We start from the raw sequence: 18321 nt of genomic DNA, 5'->3' as shown, positions 1-18321 counted from the left end.
GGTACCAATGAGTTTGTGTGTGCGTCATCAATGTTTCCGCACTGTTACTTGTGAATGCTTTCACGAACTCGCGGTATGTCAATAGGTTTGAACGGGTTCGTGGGCCAACTCACTAATTTGTGACACACCTGACGGCCACCTGGGCGTCACCGGCATTTTACCCGATTTCGACTATTCGGCACCAGAGTTTTTGCAGGTCAAACGTGTTGCCTGACTCACGTCGGAATCGGTGCGAACACTTCCAGTGCATCCGGGACCGAGGTGAATTCGACTTTTTCGCGAAGTCCGATGTAGTCGCCGTCCATCTGCAGTCCGATCGGTCGCGACGATTCGATGGTGATTGTCGGGACGTCGTCGGTGCGTAGAAGGACCTTCGATTTCGGTTCTGCGCCGCGTGCTAGGAGCTGTCGCACAACCCGCAGAGACGGTAGGACTTTGGTGCTCGTCATGGCGAAGATGCCGAGTCCACTGTCGAAGGTCGTTCCCGGATTGGTGTGTACGGGACGCTCTTCCAGATATGTCCACGGGCTCGAGTTCGACACGAACGCGTAGTGGACTCCGGAGACGGGATCCTGATCGGGGAGGTGGACTGTCAGGGCGGGCTCGGCTCGCTTGGCACGGAAGAACGCCGCGATTGCGGTTCGGACGTACCGGGCGGGTGTGGCGGCGTCACCGTTCTTACGGCTGGCGTCGACGGCTTCGCATACATCGGCGTCGAGGCCCATTCCGGCGTTGAACGTGAACCAACGGTTGTCGCAGTGTGCGAGCCCGATTCGGCGTCTCGTTCGTTCCGAGAGTAGATCGACGAGTTGGTTTGTGGCGTCGATCGGGTCGGCGGCAATACCGAGTGAGCGCGCGAAAACGTTTGCCGAGCCTCCCGGGACGACAGCGATCGTCGGGATCGGACCGACCGGAACCGATTTCATCGACGCGGGATGCGGTGACCCGAGCAGTCCGTTGACCACTTCGTTGACCGTTCCGTCGCCGCCGTGGACGATCACCGAGCCGAAGCCGTCTTCGTGGGCTTCGCGCGCCAGTTCGGCAGCGTGTCCCCGATGTGTGGTGTGCGCCACAGTAAGTCGCACCCGACTCTCGAGGGCGTGTGCCAACAGGTCACGACCGGCAGCGGTGGTGGAGGTGGCATTGGGGTTGACGATCAGCAGTGCGCGCACGGGGCATGAGCCTATCCGGTGTCGTGTTCTAGGCTGGCCTCGTGCCGAATACCGCCAGTCCGAACGCCCTGCCCAAGACAGTCACATGGGCAGGTGCCCTCGTGACGCTGCAAGGGCTGGTTGCCGCCGGGTTCGCGATCGTCGCAGTGATTCGCGGCGCGACCGGCCACGATCAGAGCGTCACCAACGGATACGGATTTGCTGCCTGGGTCGCGATCCTCGGCGGCGCGGTGTTGGCAGCCGGTATCGCTTTGCTGACGGGCCGCCGGTGGGGCCGGGCAATCGCCGTCGTCGCGCAGTTGCTGCTCCTGCCGGTCGCCTGGTCGCTCCTGACCGATTCGCATCAGGTGCCGCTCGGCATCGTTCTGGGTGTCGTCGTTCTCGGCGCTCTGGGCTGCCTGTTCTCGGCTCCGACGTCTCGATGGATGGCAGCGGAGTACGGAGCGTACGCAGACGAGGTGTCGCCGGAAGAGGGACGCCCGGACGAGACCGAAGAGCCGCGGGACAAGTAGGACGGAACGCCTACCCTGCTTCAGTCCTACTCAGCTTCGGCGGCAAGAGCTCCGAGGTGGGTGCCGGTCAGGCGATACGTGGTCCACTCCGTCTTCGCGTCGGCACCGAGTGACTCGTAGAACTTGATCGAGGGCGTGTTCCAGTTGAGCACCGACCAGGACAGCCGGGTGTAGTCGTTGTCGGTGCACTCCTTGGCGAGCGCGGCCAGAAGAGCCTTTCCGTGGCCTGATCCGCGCTGGCTGGGCTTGACGTACAGGTCTTCGAGGTAGATGCCGTGGGCGCCGTCCCACGTGGAGAAATTGCGGAACCACAGCGCCATGCCGACGACGTCGTCAGCCGAATTCACAGCGACGTGCGCGAAGGCCGTCGCGGCCGGCCCGAACAACGCCTCGCCGATCTGTTCCGCCTTCACGGTGCACTCGTCGAGGGCCTTCTGGTAGTCCGCCAACTCGTAGATCATGTCGGTGATCGGCTGGACGTCTGCGGGCGTGGCGCGTCGGATCATGGGGAGAATCTTAAGCCTCAAGCCTCCACGAGCGGCGGCACGTTGTGATGGACGAGGTGGCTGGCGCCGTGCTCGTAACCGAGAACCGTGTAAGCGCCCGGGAACAACGCGAAACGCTTTCCTTCGGTGACCGGGAGCTCGAGCCAGCGGGCGATGAGCGCGCGTGAGAAGTGGCCGTGCCCGATCAGGATCACGTCCCGCTCGGGTAGCTGCGAACGCACCATCGACAGCACCATGTCGGTGCGGGCATGGATCTGATCGGTCTGCTCGCCGCCGGGGCACGGGTGTGTCCAGACGGTCCAATCGGGCACCGTTGCGCGGATCTCGGGCGTCGTGAGGCCTTCGTAGTCGCCGTAGTCCCATTCGGAAAGTGCATCCCAGGTTCGCTCTTCCGGCAGGCCGGCGAGATCACCCGTCAACTGTGCGCGCAGCCGCGGACTCGTCAGAATCATGGGGTTCCGGAGGTCGAGGGTTCGCAAGCGATTTCCGGTCGCGGTTGCCTGCATCTCGCCGAGCGGAGTCAGCGGAACCTCGGTCCGGCCCGTGTGTTTCCCGGTGCGTGCCCACTCGGTTTCACCGTGGCGCATGAGTACGACGCGAGCACCGAGGGGGATCGACGAGGGGGCGGACTGGGAGGTCATGTCGACCATCATTGCAGGCTGCCTCGCGTGTGTAGCTCGCCTCCTGGCGCGAAGTGCGCAAGGATCTACGTGTGACGACGGTTCTCGCAGTGGCGAATCAAAAGGGCGGCGTGGCTAAAACCACTACCGTCGCTTCTCTCGGTGCGGCTTTGTCCGCGCTCGGACAACGAGTTCTGGTGGTGGATCTCGACCCGCAGGGCTGCCTGACGTTCTCGCTCGGACACAACCCGGATCGCCTCGAGCGTTCGGTCAACGAGGTCCTGGCGGGTGATCTCGGCGCGGTCGACGCCGTGCTGAAAACGGACGACGGTATGGATCTCCTGCCGGCCACCATCGATCTCGCGGGCGCCGAAGCGCTGCTCCTGATGCGACCCGGTCGAGAGTTCGCGCTCAAGCGGGCGCTGTCTCCGCTCCTGGGTTCTTACGACGTCATCATCATCGACTGCCCACCGTCGTTGGGTGTGCTCACACTCAACGGATTGACTGCGGCGCAGTCGGTTCTGGTTCCACTGCAATGCGAAACCCTCGCACACCGCGGCGTCGGACAGTTGCTGCGTACGGTTCGTGAAGTCCAAGCCATCACCAACCCGGATCTTGTTCTGCTCGGCGCACTTCCGACTCTGTACGACGCTCGAACCACGCACAGTCGTGACGTACTCGCTGACGTCAGTGACCGCTATTCCCTGGCCGTTCTGGCGCCTCCGATTCCACGCACCGTCAAGTTCGCCGAGGCCTCTGCTTCCGGCGCGACGGTCCTTGCCGGGCGAAAGAACAAGGGCGCGGATGCCTATCGTGAACTCGCCGACAATCTCGTAAAGCACTGGGCTGGAAATGAAGTCGTGACTTTCGCGCCGGAACTGGCGCTCTGAGGAAGGCGAGAGCTTCTAGCGCAGCGCGAACAAGGTATCGCCGCGCTGTTCCAGAATCGTCTCGCCCGCACTGGCGAGCACGATCGGCGTCGACGTCTCACCGCGGTCGACTGCGATCATGCGCTGCACCGCTCCGTCCGACGGGCTGACGGCTGCAATGCCGCCCGGAACGGGGATGAGCATCTGACCGGCGACCATGCTTCCGGGCCCGGACGTTCCGTTGACTATCCACGTCGGAGCCAGGTCGCTCAGGCGGAGGTTGACCGTCTGAGAGCCGGTCCACCACGTGATCGAAGCCTTGTCGGCGTGGGTGCGGGCCCCTTCGGTCACCGCTCCCTCGATCGGATAGTCGACGATCGGATTGCCGGTTCCGTCGAAAATGGTGATGCGAGAAGCGGTTCCGTTGGAGGCAGGGAGGTAGACGGCCGTCTTCTCGCCGGCCACGGCAAGCAGGCGGGCGCCTTCGGAGTCGAGGAGAATCGAGGATCCGTACTCTTCGGGTTCCTGGGCGTCCTTCGGTGCGGGGTTCATCACCGTCAACCTGTTGGAGGCTTCACCCGGGCAACGCTCGAGTACCGAGACTCGGTTGGCGCTCGACGCAGCGTCGAGCAGCGTGCATCCGGTGCGGGGTTGCTTGTTCGGATTGACCTTCGCATCGACCCTGCCGTACTCGAGAGTTCGGACGAGGTCCGAGCGCCACAGTTCCATTCGCTCACTGCCGCGTGAGATCAGATAGGTGCCGTCCGCCGACAAGGTGACCGCGGAATCGGCGTCGCTGTTGCGCTGGTCCTTTCGGGCGCCGGTGTCGGCGACCAGTGACGTGACCTGAGAGCAACCGCGATTGTCCTGATAGACGCTGACGACGCGATCCCACGAACCGATCGCACCGCACAGGGGAATGTTGCGCGCGTATCGCCACACTTCTTCGCCTGTTGCCGGGTCGCGGCCGATCACGTCGGAACCGTCGGCGGTGACGACGGCATTTCCGACGGTGATGGGTGCCGTCGAGTCGGCACTGGGAGATTCCCACGTCTGCTTCAGGACGTCGGGTAACAACACCGACGTCGACAGAGGTGGGAGTGGAGATTCGGCGGTGACCGAGGTGGTTCCGCGCGCATCACTGCGCAACCACACCACGGTCACCGCCACGATTACTGCCAGCGCGATTGCCAGCGCACCGATCACATCTGAGCGAGTACGCCTTTCGGGAGCCAGCACATCGGCAGCTTACTCTGCGGCGCCTGCCGTCGCGGAAGCCGCGGGGCGACGACGCCGACGGCGACGCGGCTTGGCCGCTCCGTCTTCGTCCGAGTTCTCGGTAGCGGTTGCAGCCGGTGCCGAAGGGGGAGCTGTGGTGGCGCCGGCGGTGGTGGACGTCGCGGCGTCGGTCGAAGCACCGGCGCGGGTACGGCGGCGAGTCCGGTTGCGACGAGGCGCGGCCTTCTCTTCGTTGCCGTCGGCGTCGGCCGTCTTCGGCGCGTCTGCTTTGTCCGTTGCCGCCTTGTCGGTTGCAGCCTTCTCAGGGGCGGGCTTGGCCCTGCGAACAGTGCCCTTGGCGTCGGCCGGAATCGACAGCTCTTCGTAGAGGTGCGGCGAGCTCGAGTACGTCTCGACCGGATCGGGGATTCCGAGGCTCAGTGCCTTGTCGATGAGCTGCCAGCGAGGAATGTCGTCCCAGTCGACCAGCGTGACAGCGATGCCGGTGCGTCCGGCGCGGCCGGTGCGACCGATGCGGTGGACGTAGGTCTTCTCGTCCTCGGGGCACTGGTAGTTGATGACGTGGGTGACATCGTCGATGTCGATGCCGCGTGCGGCGACGTCGGTGGCGACCAGCACGTCGACCTTGCCGTTGCGGAAGCCCTTCAGGGCCTTCTCGCGGGCAATCTGTCCGAGGTCACCGTGGACGGCACCGACGGAGAAACCGCGCTCGGCGAGATCGTCGGCGACTTTCTGGGCTGTGCGCTTGGTGCGGGTGAAGATCATCGTCGCGCCGCGGCCTTCGGCCTGCAGAACGCGGGCGACCATCTCGGCCTTGTCGAGAGCGTGCGCACGGTAGATGTGCTGGCTCGTGCGGTCGTGCACTGCGGAGGATTCGGCTTCCTCGGCGCGGATGTGCGTCGGCTGCGTCAGGAAGGTGCGAGCCAGGGTGATGATCGGGCCGGGCATCGTGGCGGAGAAGAGCATCGTCTGACGCTTGTCGGGGACCATGCCCATGAGGCGTTCGATGTCGGGGAGGAATCCGAGGTCGAGCATTTCGTCGGCCTCGTCGAGGACGAGAACGCCCACTTTGCCCAGGATCAGGTGCGACTGGTTGGCGAGGTCGAGCAGGCGACCCGGGGTGCCGACGACAACGTCGACGCCCTTCTGCAGTGCCGAGATCTGCGCCTCGTACGGCCGACCGCCGTAGATGGGCAGAACCTGGAGGCCTCGGTCGCCGACTCGGAGGTACTTGCTGGCGTTCTCGAGGTCGCGAGCGACCTGGATGCACAGTTCGCGGGTGGGAACGATGATCAGAGCGCGAGGCGTGCCGTCGAGGACAGCCGTGCCGTTCTCGGCGGTGACGATGCGATGCAGGAGCGGGACGCCGAAACCGAAGGTCTTGCCCATTCCGGTGCGGGCCTGACCGATGAGGTCGTCACCGGCGAGAGCCAACGGAAGGGTGAGTTCCTGGATGGCGAAGGTGCGCTCGATGCCGATCTCGTTCAGTGCGCGGACGATTTCGTCGCGGACACCGAGTTCGGCGAAGCTCGGGGGTACATGGGTGTCGTCGAGCTGGACGGAAACGGTGTTCTCGGTTGCTTCGTCTTCGTGGTCGACAGTGATCTTGCTCAGGGGACTAGCCTTTCCTCGTGGCGGTACGCACGCACAAGGTAAGGGGCCAGGCCGTAAATCGGCCGATGTCGATGCCCTCTTTTTCTTCGGTCATGCCTACGCCTCAGCACTGAATTCCACTCGGACGAATTCGAACCGTCCGGAGATCTCGGCGAAGCGGGCAACAACCGTCGATGCAGGTGCGCGCACATTATCGGTGGGGTCCGCGTGAGCACAGTCGTGTCGGCTGACCTAAAGCAGCCGTCCCGGCTAACCATAAGAGCCGGGGGAACTGGCGAACTCCCAAGACCATTGTAGCTGCACGTTGTCCGCCCCTCGCGATGACATGTCGAAGATCACCGAATCGGACATGCGGTCCTTGGCGGTCGCGTCGGCCGTCGAAGCACTACAGTTCGTAGTCATGGGCGCACACGATCTTGATGCTTCGACGGACGCTGGAACCGGAGGCCGAGTCGCTTCCGATCACCCCGGCGTGATCGATTTGTTTGCCGTTCTCGCCTACGGCGAGATTTCCGCGTTCTACCGGTTGGCGGAGGACGCACAAATGGCACCGGACCTGCGAGGCAAGGTGGCGTTCGCCAGCATGGCCGCCGCCGAGATGGACCACTTCGAGACTCTGGAAACGGCGCTGACGGAACGTGGCCACGAGATCTTTGCCGTCATGGACCCGTTCGTTCGTGCTCTCGACAACTATCACGCGTCGACGACACCGTCGACGTGGCTGGAATCGCTCGTGAAGGCGTACGTCGGCGACGGAATCGCTGCCGATTTCTACCGCGAGATCGGGCACTCCCTCCCAGCGGATGTCGCCGAGATCGTCGAGGACGTTCTGTCCCAGACGGGCCACTCGGAGTTCGTGGTGCTCGAGGTGAAGGCAGCAGTGGAGGCCAGCACCCGCGCCAAGGACCGGCTGATGTTGTGGGGACGCCGTCTTCTGGGTGAAGCAATCACGCAGGCACAGTTCGTGCTGGCGCAGCGTGAGGACCTCACGGATCTGGTGATCTCGGCCTCGGGTGACCTCAACGGAGTTGTCGCGTTGTTCGACGGTATGCAGGCAAAGCACGCCGAGCGGATGGCGATTCTCGGACTCGTCTAGGTGCCTGTTCGCTCTGGGCACAGCGTGCAGAGGAGCGTGGGCGGCCGCTGCTGCATTAGCCTTGCGTCGACAACGGATGTAATTCACGAACAGTTCGGAGGTTGACCGTGGAGGTCAAGATCGGTGTAATCGACAGCCCGCGTGAGCTCATCGTCAACAGCGAACAGACCCCTGACGAGGTCGAGACACTGGTCGCGGCTGTCCTCGGTGGCCGCGAGCCGGTTCTGGCTCTCGTCGACGACAAGGGCCGCAAGTTCCTGGTGCAGGCTTCTCGTGTGGCGTACGTGGAGATCGGTCCGTCCGATATCCGCAAGGTCGGATTCGCGCCTACCGTCTGACGCGTAGCTGTAACAGCAGAATGGGCGGGCAGTCGTGAGACTGCCCGCCCATTCTCGTTCGGGTTCCGGTTACTTGGTTTCGGCCTGCAGCGGCACGTGTGAGAGACCGCCCCACGCCAGTGTCACGGTGATTTCCACGGCCTCTTCCTTGGGGATCGGCCGCGCGGCTTCGAGCCAGTACCGCGCCGTGAACTGGCTGGCACCGACCAGACCGACGGCAAGAATGCGCGCGCGATACGGATCGAGTCCGGAATCCTGACTGACCAGGTCGAACACGGCGTCGACGCAGGCTTCGGTGGCTTGTTCGACGCGTGTCTGGACCTGAGGTTCGCCCATGATGTCGGACTCGAACACCAGGCGGAAGCCCTGCGAGTCGTTGTCGACGAAGTCGAAGAACGCCTGGACTGCGGCGCGGACACGCTGTTTGTTGTCCGTCGTCGATCGCAGGGCCTGGCGTACACCCGAGATGAGGCTGTCGACATAACTCTGCAGGACTGCGACATACAGTTCGAGCTTGCCTGGAAAGTGTTGGTACAGGACTGGCTTGCTGACACCGGCACACTCGGCGATCTCGTCCATGCCGGCCGAGTGGTACCCGTTCGCGACGAATACCTCACTTGCAGCTGCGAGGAGCTGGAGGCGGCGCGCATCGCGGGGGAGTCGGGTGCTGCGACGTGTTCCGGCAGGCTTGCCAGCCGTTGTACCGCGATCGGAGTCTGTCCGATCCGCGAGTTCTGTCATGTCGCTTCCAATCTGAGCAAAAGTAAATTCGGTCGGCGCGCGGATCCGCGAGTCGCGTGTGCGTACCCGCCAGTATCCTCCGTCACACCGGTCGTAGCCGAATGAACGATACCGTGTGTCGCCCGGGCGAGTCGCGCGTGCCTCGGTGAGCGAGACCAGCGGTCTTTCTCGTTACAGGACGGGTTGCCATGACACGCCAGGACCAGCATGTTTCGGTCAGCCCGGGCGAGCGACTTGCCGTGTGTGAGATTCTGGACGACGTGACTGACCCAGGGGGACCGCGCATGCGTGGACGAACTACGCAGAACCCTGAACGTGAGGAACGTCGAATGCGTAGCGGAACTGGAGCGCCCCGCGACGAACGTCGGCCAGAGGTGCCGGATGATCGTGCCTACGGCGAACGCGACTATCGCGGCATTTCCTCCCATCAGCCCTTGCGTGCCCAGTGGGATCCGACCAAACGAGAAGTGGGCCGAACCCCGCGTAATCCGCGGCCGGACCGGGCAGCGCGAAAGCAGAGCAAGCTCGGGCGCTTCGTCTCGACATACGGTTGGCGGGCCTACGCGATTCCGGTTCTCGTGGTGCTCACCATCCTTGTGATCGTCGACGCAGTACGTCCGGACGCCACAGACACCGCGAGCAAGACGTCGGCCACTGCCGACCTCGCCCACAGCACCGACGGAACCGACGTCATCGGTGCGCCGCCGGCCGGAGACGGAACCTTTGCGTCGTCGATACCGTCCGGCGCGCTCCCCGACGGTGGTCCGTTCACCGTCGCGGGCGGCGGAACGTGGCACGTCGTACCGGGTACGACGGGCAAGGTCGGACAGGGAACCGAACGCGAGTTCACGTACACGGTCGAGATCGAGGACGGCGTCGACACGACCGGTTTCGGCGGTGACGAATCGTACGGACGCATGGTCGATCAGACGCTGGCAAATCCGAAGAGTTGGACCAATGATCCCAAGGTCGCGTTCCGGCGCGTCGACGCGGGCGAGCCGGACTTCCGGATCTCCTTGACCTCGCAGATGACTATCCGTGAAGGCTGCGGATACGAGATCGAACTCGAAGGATCCTGCTACAACCCGAGCATGGACCGAGTCCTGCTCAACGAACCGCGATGGGTGCGAGGCGCCATTTCGTTCCAGGGTGACATTGGTTCGTATCGGCAGTATCAGATCAATCACGAGGTCGGCCATGCCATCGGATACGCCGCTCATCAGCCGTGCGAGACCGAAGGCGGACTCGCACCGATCATGATGCAGCAGACCTTCGGAACCGCGAACAACGACATCGCTAGGCTTGATCCCGAGGGCGTCGTTCCGATGAACGGACTCACGTGCCGCTTCAATCCGTGGCCGTACCCTCGAGCGTGACCGGATCGAGAATCCCTGATCTCGTCTTGAACTAGGAGTGTTTCGCGGTGTCTGCAACACCCGTCGTATTGCCACCACTGGTGGAGCCGGCAGCCGAGTTGAGCCGGGAGGAAGTTGCCAGATACAGCCGGCACCTGATCATCCCGAACGTGGGCATGACCGGCCAGAAGCGGCTCAAGAATGCGCGAGTCCTGTTCATCGGCGCCGGTGGATTGGGTTCGCCTGCACTGCTCTATCTCGCGGCCGCAGGAGTGGGCACCATCGGGATCGTCGAGTTCGACGAGGTCGACATGTCGAACCTGCAGCGTCAGGTGATTCACGGACGCTCCGACGTCGGACGCCCGAAGGCGGTCAGCGCGAAGGAGTCGATTCTCGAGATAAACGAGCACGTCGACGTCCGGTTGCACGAATTCCGCCTGGACAACTCCAACGCGGTCGAACTGTTCTCGGAGTACGACCTGATCCTGGACGGTACGGACAACTTCGCGACGCGGTACCTCGTCAACGATGCCGCCGTCATCGCCGGAAAGCCGTACGTGTGGGGCTCGATCTACCGCTTCGAAGGGCAGGTCTCGGTCTTCTGGGAAGACGCCCCGGACGGCGCGGGACTGAATTATCGCGATCTTTACCCGGAGGCGCCGCCGCCCGGCATGGTCCCCTCGTGCGCCGAGGGCGGTGTTCTCGGAGTCCTGCCTGCGACCGTCGGTTCGATCATGGCGACCGAGGCGGTCAAGATCATCACAGGGATCGGCGAACCGCTTCTCGGGCGCCTGATGATCTACGACGCTCTTGCGATGACGTTCCGGACGATCCGCCTTCAGCGTGATCCGACCCGCGTGCCGGTCACCGCCTTGATCGACTACGACGCGTTCTGCGGTGTCGTGTCCGAAGAGGCGAGCGCTGCTGCTGTCGGCTCGACGATCACGGCGCCGGAGCTGGAGGCCATGATCGGCGAGGGACGATCGATCGAGCTGGTAGACGTACGAGAACCGGTTGAATGGGACATCATGCATCTGCCGGGGGCGGTGCTGATCCCGAAGGACCGCATCCTTTCCGGTGAAGCTCTGGCGACGTTGCCGCAGAACAAGCAGATAGTTCTGTACTGCAAAACCGGCATTCGTTCGGCCGAGGCACTGGCCTTTCTCAAGAACGCCGGTTTCTCCGACGCAGTTCACGTTCAAGGCGGCGCGATCGCCTGGGCGAACCAGGTGGATGCGAGTCTGCCGGTCTACTAGGCGCGCCTCGCGGGAGGCGGCGCCGCGCACCGGTAGCGTTGGGGTGTGAGCACAGGCCAACCTCCCCAGCACGTGTGCTCCACCTTCGGCCTCCGTGAAGTCGATCCCATCCCACTCGGTGCGGATTGGGACGGCGGGTGGCTGTGTGGAGACGTCGTCCTTTCAGCAGTCGCGGATCATGCCCGCGCAGCGTGGTCGGCGAAGGTGCGAGAGAACCTCGAAGTCGACGGCGTTCGGCTGGCTCGACCGGTGCGTTCGACCGACGGTCGTTACGTCGTCTCGGGCTGGCGTGCCGACACATTCATCGTCGGATCGCCGGAACCACGTCACGACGAAGTGGTCTCGATGTCCTGCCGACTGCATGCGGCGACGGCCTCGCTCGAGCGCCCGCGCTTCCTTGCACAACCGCCGGTGCCGCCGTGGGCCGAGGTCGACGTATTCGTCGCCGCTGATCGCGCGGCATGGGAAACGGTTCCGCTGAGGATCGCGAAGGGCGTCGAGCAACTCGAGACGCCCACTCCTGACGGTCGCAAAAGTCTGGAACTGATTGCCGGGCTCGCTACTTTGCGGAAGCCGGTGCAGAGCCCGGACCAGCTCGTGCACGGCGATCTGTTCGGGACGGTGCTGTTCTCGGGCAGTATGGCCCCCGGAATCACCGACATCACGCCGTATTGGCGACCGGCTGCGTGGGCCGCTGCCGTCGCTGTGGTCGACGCGATCTCGTGGGGCGGTGCCGACGAGGCACTGGTCGGCCGGTGGGAAGACCTTCCCGAGTGGCCGCAGATGCTTCTACGTGCGGTGATGTTCCGCTTGGCAGTTCATGTTCTGCATCCCCGCTCGACGGCGGACGCGTTCCCGGGGTTGGCCCGTACTTCCGACATCGTGCGCTTGCTGCTCTAGATCGGGGCGCCGGTACCGAAGTCCGAGACCAGGCCCTCGAACAGCTCGCGTGCGGCGTTCGAGGCGGCCACGGTGTTCCCGTCGACGACAGCGTTGACGAGGTTTGCGTGCTGCGAGTGGAATCCTTCGCCGGTTGCATCGATGTGCTGTTGGATCGTGGTCTCGATGACGGGGAGCAGGGAGTCGTAGAACTCCAGGTAGACCTCGTTGTGGCTGGCCGCGACGATTGCTCGGTGCAGGGCGACGTCCGCGGTGGTGGCAGCGTCGATGTCCTGACCCTCCCATGACACGGTGCGAAGCTCGAGTAGTCGCGTCAGTTCGGCGATGTCGTCTTCGGTTCGCCGTGCGGCGGCGAGGGTGGCCGCGGTGATGTCGAGTGCGCGCCGAAGTTCGAGTACATCCCGCTGGTGGGCGCCGGCAAAGTAGTTGCCGAGAGTGCCACCGAGGTCGGAGACAGCAACGACGTAGGTGCCCGATCCCTGACGACGTTCCAGCATTCCGGCGTGAACGAGCGCCTGGACCGCCTCGCGCACGGTATTGCGACCGGTCCCGGTCAGCTCCGACAGTTCCGGTTCGGTGGGGATTTTGGAACCGATCGGCCAGGTTCCGCTCCGGATCTCGTTGCGGAGTTGTTCGGTGACCTGCGAGATGAGACTTGCGCGTCGAACGGGTTGCACGTGGTTGTTTCCTCGGATCCGGGTAAGTGGTGTGAATGTGACGTTAGATTACCGCGCTTGTGCGAGTTCGTCCGGTCATCCTATGATTTCCCGGTGACTGCTCAACTGGAGAGAACCGAAACCCGCTCGTTGATACAAGGCCGTGTGCTCGTTTTCGCGGCGATTGCGATGTCTGCGCTCGTACTTCGACTTGCGGTGACCTCGTTCTCGCCCTTGGCGGCCGAGATTCGCGACGAGATCGGCTTCTCCGCCTCGATCGTCGGTGTCTTCGGCATGGTTCCGACCGCAATGTTCGCCATCTTCGGTCTCATCACTCCCGCCATCGCGAAACGTATCGGGCTCGAGCGAACGGCCCTCGTCGCGATGCTCATGGCCGGCGTCGGAATGCTGTTGCGCGCCATGATGTCTCAGACATGGTCGTTGCTGGCCCTCTCAGCTCTGGCACTGGCAGGCATGGGAATCGGCAATGTCGTGATCCCGCCGTTGGTCAAGCGGTACTTCTCGGATCGCCTCGCCACCATGAGTTCGGTCTACATCGTGGCCGTGCAGATCGGCACCATCGTTCCGGCGTTCGTCGCAGTCCCGGTCGCCGACGCCTTCGGGTGGCGGTTCTCGATCGGCTGGTGGTCCGCCTTCGGCTTCGCCGCAGCAGTGCCGTGGTTGATCACCCTCGCTCGCTCGCGCAAAGCTCGCGCGAACGAAGCCGGGTCCGTCGAGAATGCATCGGATTCGGTTGCGGCAGTGGCAGAACAGCCACGCGGTCAGGTCTGGCGTTCTCCCGTGGCCTGGGGGATGGCCGGCATGTTCGGCATGACCTCACTGATCACGTATTCGATGTTCACGTGGATTCCCTCGATCCTTCGTGACGCCGGAGCCAGTGATGCCTTCGGCGGAACGATGGTCGGAATGTTCTCGGTGATCGGGCTCGTCGCAGCGTTCGGTGCGCCGACCCTGTGCGCCCGCATGGCCAATCCCTTCCCTGTCGTGATCGCGTGTGCCGTCTGCTACCTGGTCGGCATGGGCGGGCTGTACTTTGCCCCGATGGCGGCGCCGGTCGTGTGGGTTGTCGTCCTGGGCCTCGGTCCGAGCACGTTCCCGATGTCGCTCACGCTGATCAACCTGCGTACTCGTTCGCACATCGGTTCCTCGGCACTGTCCGGCTTCACCCAGGGCATCGGCTACTCCGTTGCCTGCCTCGGTCCGCTCCTGTTCGGCGTTTTCCACGACGTGTCCGGTGGATACGCTGCGCCGTTCGGCCTGCTCGTCGTCGCTGTGATCGTGGTGCTCCTGGGCGCCTACCAGGCATGCAAGCCTCGGATGCTCGAGGATTCCTGGCACGCACCTGCGAAAAACTAGCTCACACCCGGTCTTGTTACCGGGTGAGGATCAATTGACTTCGCGGTCATCGCACGCAGCACCGGCGCAATAACCGTTTTCTACCTTTGGGTCTCCAACATATTCAGGAGGCCCTGGTGAGTCATTACATCGAGCATTGGGATGCAGAGGACGTCGACGCCTGGGAATCCGGCGGCAAGGACATCGCGAAGCGGAACCTGATCTGGTCAGTGGTAGCCGAACACGTCGGCTTCTCGATCTGGTCGATCTGGTCCGTGATGGTGTTGTTCATGCCGACGGATATCTACGGCATCGACGCGGCCGGAAAGTTCTTCCTCGTCGCAGTGCCCACACTTGTCGGGTCGGTCCTCCGCATTCCATACACGGTTGCCACCGCACGGTTCGGCGGTCGTAACTGGACCGTCATGAGTGCGCTGTTCCTCTTCGTACCAACACTTCTCACGCTCTACCTGATGATGAACCCGGGTGCGTCGTACACCACGTTCATGTTGGTAGCGGCCACTGCAGGTATCGGCGGCGGCAACTTCGCGTCGTCGATGACCAACATCAATGCCTTCTACCCGCAACGCCTCAAGGGGTGGGCGCTCGGTCTCAATGCCGGCGGCGGCAACATCGGTGTGCCGATGATCCAGCTGATCGGTCTGCTGGTGATCGCCACCGTCGGTAACCGTGCTCCGTGGATCGTGTGCGCTGTCTATCTCGTGTTCATTGCCGCTGCTGCCGTCGGTGCCGCGCTGTTCATGGACAACCTGGGCAACCAGAAGTCGGACCTGCGCTCGATGGCCAAGGCACTCAAGTTCTCCGAGTCGTGGGTGATCAGCTTCCTGTACATCGGTACGTTCGGTTCCTTCATCGGATTCAGCTTCGCCTTCGGTCAGGTTCTGCAGATCAACTTCCTCGCCGGCGGTGCCACTCCGGCCGCGGCCGCGCTGCATGCAGCACAGATCGCCTTCATCGGTCCTCTCCTCGGTTCGATCGCTCGCCCCCTCGGCGGCAAGCTGGCCGACCGGATCGGCGGCGGCAAGATCACCATGTGGACGTTTGTCGCCATGGCATTCGCTGCATCGATTCTCGTGACGGCCGGAACGATGGACGACAACACCGCGGGCGTCGCCAGCGCCGGAATCATGGTGACATTCGTTCTCGGATTCATCGCCCTGTTCCTGCTCTCCGGCATCGGAAACGGATCCGTTTACAAGATGATCCCGGCGATCTTCGAGGCGAAGGCTCAGAGCTTCGATCACATGGATCGAAGCGAGAAGGCAACGTGGTCGCGCAGTATCTCCGGTGCTCTCATCGGATTTGCCGGTGCGGTAGGCGGTTTGGGCGGCGTAGGCATCAACCTGGTGCTGCGCGCGTCGTACAGCAGCCCCGCGAAGTCGGCGACCATGGCCTTCTGGGTGTTCCTGGCCTTCTACATCGCCTGCATCGCAGTCACCTGGTTCGTCTTCCTGCGCAAGCCGTCGACGCTGACCACAGACGTCGACGAGGCGAAGGTCGCAGTCACGGCGTGAGCGGTCCGCAGAATCTCAGAACTATCTCGTACCTCAGGAAGTAGGCGTCATGAGCAAGTCGGTTGTTGTCATCGGACACGGAATGGTCGGACACCGATTCGTCGAGGCACTGCGTTCGCGCGACGAAGCGAACAACTGGTCGGTGACCGTACTCTGCGACGAGCAGTACGCAGCGTACGACCGAGTCGGGCTGTCCTCGTACGTCGGAGCGTGGGACCCCAAGGAATTGGCACTGGCCGGTAACGATTACGTCGGTGACGGCCTGGTCGATCTCCGAGTGGGGGAAGGCGCGCTCTCGATCGACAAAGATGCACGCACGGTCACGACGACAACCGGCGAGACGATCTCCTACGACGCTCTGGTGATGGCGACCGGTTCGTATCCGTTCGTGCCTCCCGTGCCGGGGCACGACGGCGACGGATGTTTTGTCTACCGCACCCTCGACGACCTCGACGGTATTCGGGCCGCCGCCGAGAAGGCGGGTCCTGGCGCTGTCGGCGTCGTGGTGGGCGGCGGTCTTCTCGGACTCGAGGCCGCAAATGCTCTCTCGCTCATGGGAATGACGGCACACGTCGTCGAACACAATGCGCGATTGATGCCGATGCAGGTCGACGAGGGCGGCGGCGCACTGCTCGCTCGCCTCGTCACCGAACTCGGTCTCACCGTTCACACCGGAGTCGGGACGGCGGGAATCTCGCAGGCCGACAACGGAATCGTGGTCGAACTCTCCGACGGCTCCACCATCGACGCTGCGCTGCTCGTCTTCTCCGCCGGAGTTCGTCCGCGTGATCAGCTGGCCCGCGACGCCGGCATCGCAGTGGGGGAGCGCGGCGGCATCCTGACCGACCTCGGCTGCGTGACTTCGGACGAGAACATCTATGCCGTCGGAGAATGTGCTGCGGTGGAAGGCCGTTGCTACGGTCTGGTTGCTCCCGGCTACACGACGGCCGAGATCGTGGCCGATCGTCTGCTCGGCGGCGCCGCGGATTTCCCGGGCGCCGACATGTCCACCAAGCTCAAGCTCATGGGCGTCGACGTCGCCAGTTTCGGTGACGCGATGGCGACCTCACCGGGAGCTCTCGAAGTTGTCCTCAGCGACGCGTCCAAGGGGACGTACGCGAAGCTCGTGGTCTCCGATGATGCGAAGATCCTGCTCGGCGGCATTCTTGTCGGTGACGCATCGGCCTACGCGTCACTGCGCCCGCTGGTCGGTCGCGAACTACCCGGTGACCCGGCGACATTGATCTCGCCTGCGGGGGAGAAGCCGGGTGCAGGCTCGCTGCCCGACGATGCCGAGGTGTGCTCGTGCAACGCGGTGACCAAGGGAGCCATCTGCGGTGCAATCGCGGCCGGCGCATGCGACATTGCTTCGGTGAAGGCGTGCACCAGCGCCGGAACCACCTGTGGCGGTTGCCTTCCCACTGTGAAGCAGCTGCTGGCCGATTCCGGCGTCGTGATGTCGAAGGCACTGTGCGAGCATTTCGCTCAATCGCGGGCCGAGTTGTTCCAGATCGTCCAGTCGACGCAGACCAGAACCTTCTCGGCGCTGATCGCCAAGTACGGCAAGGGCGCCGGTTGCGACATCTGCAAGCCCGTAGTCGCTTCGATTCTGGCATCGACGGACTCCGATCACATCCTGCACCGCCAGCAGGCGTCGTTGCAGGACACCAACGATCACTTCCTCGCGAACATCCAGAAGAACGGTACGTACTCCGTGGTACCTCGTATGCCTGGCGGCGAGGTCACGGGTGAGCAGCTCATTGTCATCGGTGAGGTGGCGCGTGACTTCGGCTTGTACACGAAGGTGACCGGCGGTCAGCGCATCGACTTGTTCGGGGCTCGTGTCGAACAGTTGCCCGCGATCTGGAAGCGTCTCGTCGACGCCGGGATGGAATCGGGTCAGGCGTACGGCAAGTCCCTGCGGACGGTCAAGAGCTGCGTCGGTTCGAGCTGGTGCCGCTACGGCGTTCAGGACTCGGTAGGAATGGCCGTCGACCTCGAGAACCGCTACCGCGGCCTGCGTTCGCCGCACAAGATCAAGTTCGGCGTCTCGGGATGTGCTCGTGAATGCGCCGAAGCGCGTGGCAAGGACGTCGGCGTCATCGCGACGGAGAACGGTTGGAATCTGTATGTGGGCGGCAACGGCGGACAGTCGCCCAAACACGCTCAACTGCTTGCCGGAGGCCTCGACGACGCAACCTTGGTCAAGTACATCGACCGCTACCTCATGTTCTACATCCGCACCGCCGATCGCCTCCAGCGCACGGCGCCGTGGGTCGAATCACTCGAAGGCGGACTCGATCACCTCAAGGCCGTTATTTGTGAAGACAGCCTGGGAATCGGCGAAGAACTCGAGGCTCTGATGGCCAAGCACGTCGAGGGCTACCAGGACGAATGGGCTGGTGTGCTGGGTGATCCGGAGAAGCTGTCGAGGTTCGTCTCATTTGTGAATGCACCGGAAGAAGCCGACCCGACGGTTGTGTTCGACGAGACCGGAGTGCGCAAGGTTCCAGTCCTGATGGGTATGCCGAGCATCCCTACGCGCCGGTAATAGTC

General features: G+C 63.5%; 17 protein-coding genes. 10 read left to right on the top strand and 7 right to left on the bottom strand.

Features of this window, described 5'->3' with window-relative positions; translation table 11 throughout:
• Nucleotides 1-215: 215 nt before the first annotated feature.
• Complete coding sequence (locus R4P70_RS16720) at nt 216-1172, bottom strand: diacylglycerol/lipid kinase family protein (RefSeq protein ID WP_019747798.1); 957 nt, start codon at nt 1170-1172, stop codon at nt 216-218.
• Nucleotides 1173-1213: 41 nt separating this feature from the next.
• On the opposite strand from R4P70_RS16720, the gene R4P70_RS16715 reads away from it, so the two are divergent.
• The gene (locus R4P70_RS16715; RefSeq protein ID WP_019747799.1) at nt 1214-1684 is read left to right on the top strand and encodes a membrane protein; all 471 of its coding nucleotides are present in this window, start codon (nt 1214-1216) and stop codon (nt 1682-1684) included.
• A 26-nt stretch (nt 1685-1710) separates the two neighbouring features.
• Here R4P70_RS16715 and R4P70_RS16710 read toward each other — a convergent pair whose 3' ends face one another.
• Both R4P70_RS16710 and R4P70_RS16705 read right to left on the bottom strand, forming a co-directional pair.
• Nucleotides 1711-2190, bottom strand: a complete 480-nt coding sequence (locus tag R4P70_RS16710; RefSeq protein ID WP_003940724.1) for a GNAT family N-acetyltransferase — start codon at nt 2188-2190, stop codon at nt 1711-1713.
• 17 nt (nt 2191-2207) lie between these two features.
• Entirely contained in the window at nt 2208-2831 is a 624-nt protein-coding gene (locus tag R4P70_RS16705; RefSeq protein WP_019747801.1) for an acid phosphatase, read from the bottom strand.
• Nucleotides 2832-2902: 71 nt separating this feature from the next.
• Between R4P70_RS16705 and R4P70_RS16700 the strand changes: the two genes are divergently transcribed.
• Nucleotides 2903-3700 carry a ParA family protein gene (locus R4P70_RS16700; RefSeq protein WP_243617117.1) on the top strand — a complete coding sequence of 266 codons (798 nt, stop codon included), beginning with the start codon at nt 2903-2905 and terminating at the stop codon, nt 3698-3700.
• Between the two features lie 15 nt (nt 3701-3715).
• Here the strand turns inward: R4P70_RS16700 and R4P70_RS16695 are convergent, their stop codons facing one another.
• Both R4P70_RS16695 and R4P70_RS16690 read right to left on the bottom strand, forming a co-directional pair.
• The gene (locus R4P70_RS16695; RefSeq protein ID WP_243617118.1) at nt 3716-4918 is read right to left on the bottom strand and encodes a hypothetical protein; all 1203 of its coding nucleotides are present in this window, start codon (nt 4916-4918) and stop codon (nt 3716-3718) included.
• A 9-nt stretch (nt 4919-4927) separates the two neighbouring features.
• Nucleotides 4928-6532 (bottom strand): DEAD/DEAH box helicase, encoded by a 1605-nt coding sequence (locus R4P70_RS16690; RefSeq protein ID WP_243617270.1) that lies wholly within the window; start codon nt 6530-6532, stop codon nt 4928-4930.
• 400 nt (nt 6533-6932) lie between these two features.
• Here R4P70_RS16690 and R4P70_RS16685 point away from each other — a divergent pair, with 400 nt between their 5' ends.
• Nucleotides 6933-7628, top strand: coding sequence for a ferritin-like fold-containing protein (locus R4P70_RS16685; RefSeq protein ID WP_029255047.1), 696 nt, complete (start codon nt 6933-6935; stop codon nt 7626-7628).
• A 107-nt stretch (nt 7629-7735) separates the two neighbouring features.
• Nucleotides 7736-7966: a DUF3107 domain-containing protein gene (locus R4P70_RS16680; RefSeq protein ID WP_003942312.1), complete on the top strand. Its 231-nt coding sequence runs from the start codon at nt 7736-7738 to the stop codon at nt 7964-7966.
• A 69-nt stretch (nt 7967-8035) separates the two neighbouring features.
• Here R4P70_RS16680 and R4P70_RS16675 read toward each other — a convergent pair whose 3' ends face one another.
• Nucleotides 8036-8707, bottom strand: a complete 672-nt coding sequence (locus R4P70_RS16675; protein ID WP_003942309.1) for a TetR/AcrR family transcriptional regulator — start codon at nt 8705-8707, stop codon at nt 8036-8038.
• A gap of 329 nt (nt 8708-9036) precedes the next feature.
• Here R4P70_RS16675 and R4P70_RS16670 point away from each other — a divergent pair, with 329 nt between their 5' ends.
• Genes R4P70_RS16670 through R4P70_RS16660 form a run of 3 tightly spaced genes read left to right on the top strand, consistent with a single transcriptional unit; the run spans nt 9037 to nt 12218 of the window.
• Nucleotides 9037-10083 (top strand): DUF3152 domain-containing protein, encoded by a 1047-nt coding sequence (locus R4P70_RS16670; RefSeq protein WP_153212496.1) that lies wholly within the window; start codon nt 9037-9039, stop codon nt 10081-10083.
• A gap of 47 nt (nt 10084-10130) precedes the next feature.
• Complete coding sequence (gene moeZ, locus R4P70_RS16665) at nt 10131-11318, top strand: adenylyltransferase/sulfurtransferase MoeZ (RefSeq protein ID WP_243617119.1); 1188 nt, start codon at nt 10131-10133, stop codon at nt 11316-11318.
• A 45-nt stretch (nt 11319-11363) separates the two neighbouring features.
• The gene (locus tag R4P70_RS16660) at nt 11364-12218 is read left to right on the top strand and encodes a TIGR02569 family protein (protein WP_007731227.1); all 855 of its coding nucleotides are present in this window, start codon (nt 11364-11366) and stop codon (nt 12216-12218) included.
• Here R4P70_RS16660 and R4P70_RS16655 read toward each other — a convergent pair.
• A complete protein-coding gene (locus tag R4P70_RS16655) occupies nt 12215-12895 on the bottom strand; it encodes a FadR/GntR family transcriptional regulator (RefSeq protein ID WP_243617120.1) in 681 nt (226 codons plus the stop codon). The two genes, R4P70_RS16660 and R4P70_RS16655, sit on opposite strands and share 4 nt — an antisense overlap.
• 93 nt (nt 12896-12988) lie before the next feature.
• Here R4P70_RS16655 and R4P70_RS16650 point away from each other — a divergent pair, with 93 nt between their 5' ends.
• From R4P70_RS16650 to nirB, 3 genes are all read left to right on the top strand, one after another.
• Nucleotides 12989-14251: an MFS transporter gene (locus tag R4P70_RS16650; protein WP_019747810.1), complete on the top strand. Its 1263-nt coding sequence runs from the start codon at nt 12989-12991 to the stop codon at nt 14249-14251.
• Nucleotides 14252-14364: 113 nt separating this feature from the next.
• A complete protein-coding gene (locus R4P70_RS16645; RefSeq protein WP_085989607.1) occupies nt 14365-15765 on the top strand; it encodes an MFS transporter in 1401 nt (466 codons plus the stop codon).
• A 49-nt stretch (nt 15766-15814) separates the two neighbouring features.
• Nucleotides 15815-18316 carry a nitrite reductase large subunit NirB gene (nirB, locus tag R4P70_RS16640; RefSeq protein ID WP_084326442.1) on the top strand — a complete coding sequence of 834 codons (2502 nt, stop codon included), beginning with the start codon at nt 15815-15817 and terminating at the stop codon, nt 18314-18316.
• Nucleotides 18317-18321: the final 5 nt, after the last annotated feature.

This window comes from Rhodococcus sp. IEGM 1241 (assembly GCF_033142365.1).
Taxonomy (GTDB): Bacteria; Actinomycetota; Actinomycetes; order Mycobacteriales; family Mycobacteriaceae; genus Rhodococcus_F; species Rhodococcus_F erythropolis.
Note: the sequence above shows the minus strand (reverse complement) of the source record. Positions and strands in the feature narration are given on the sequence as shown.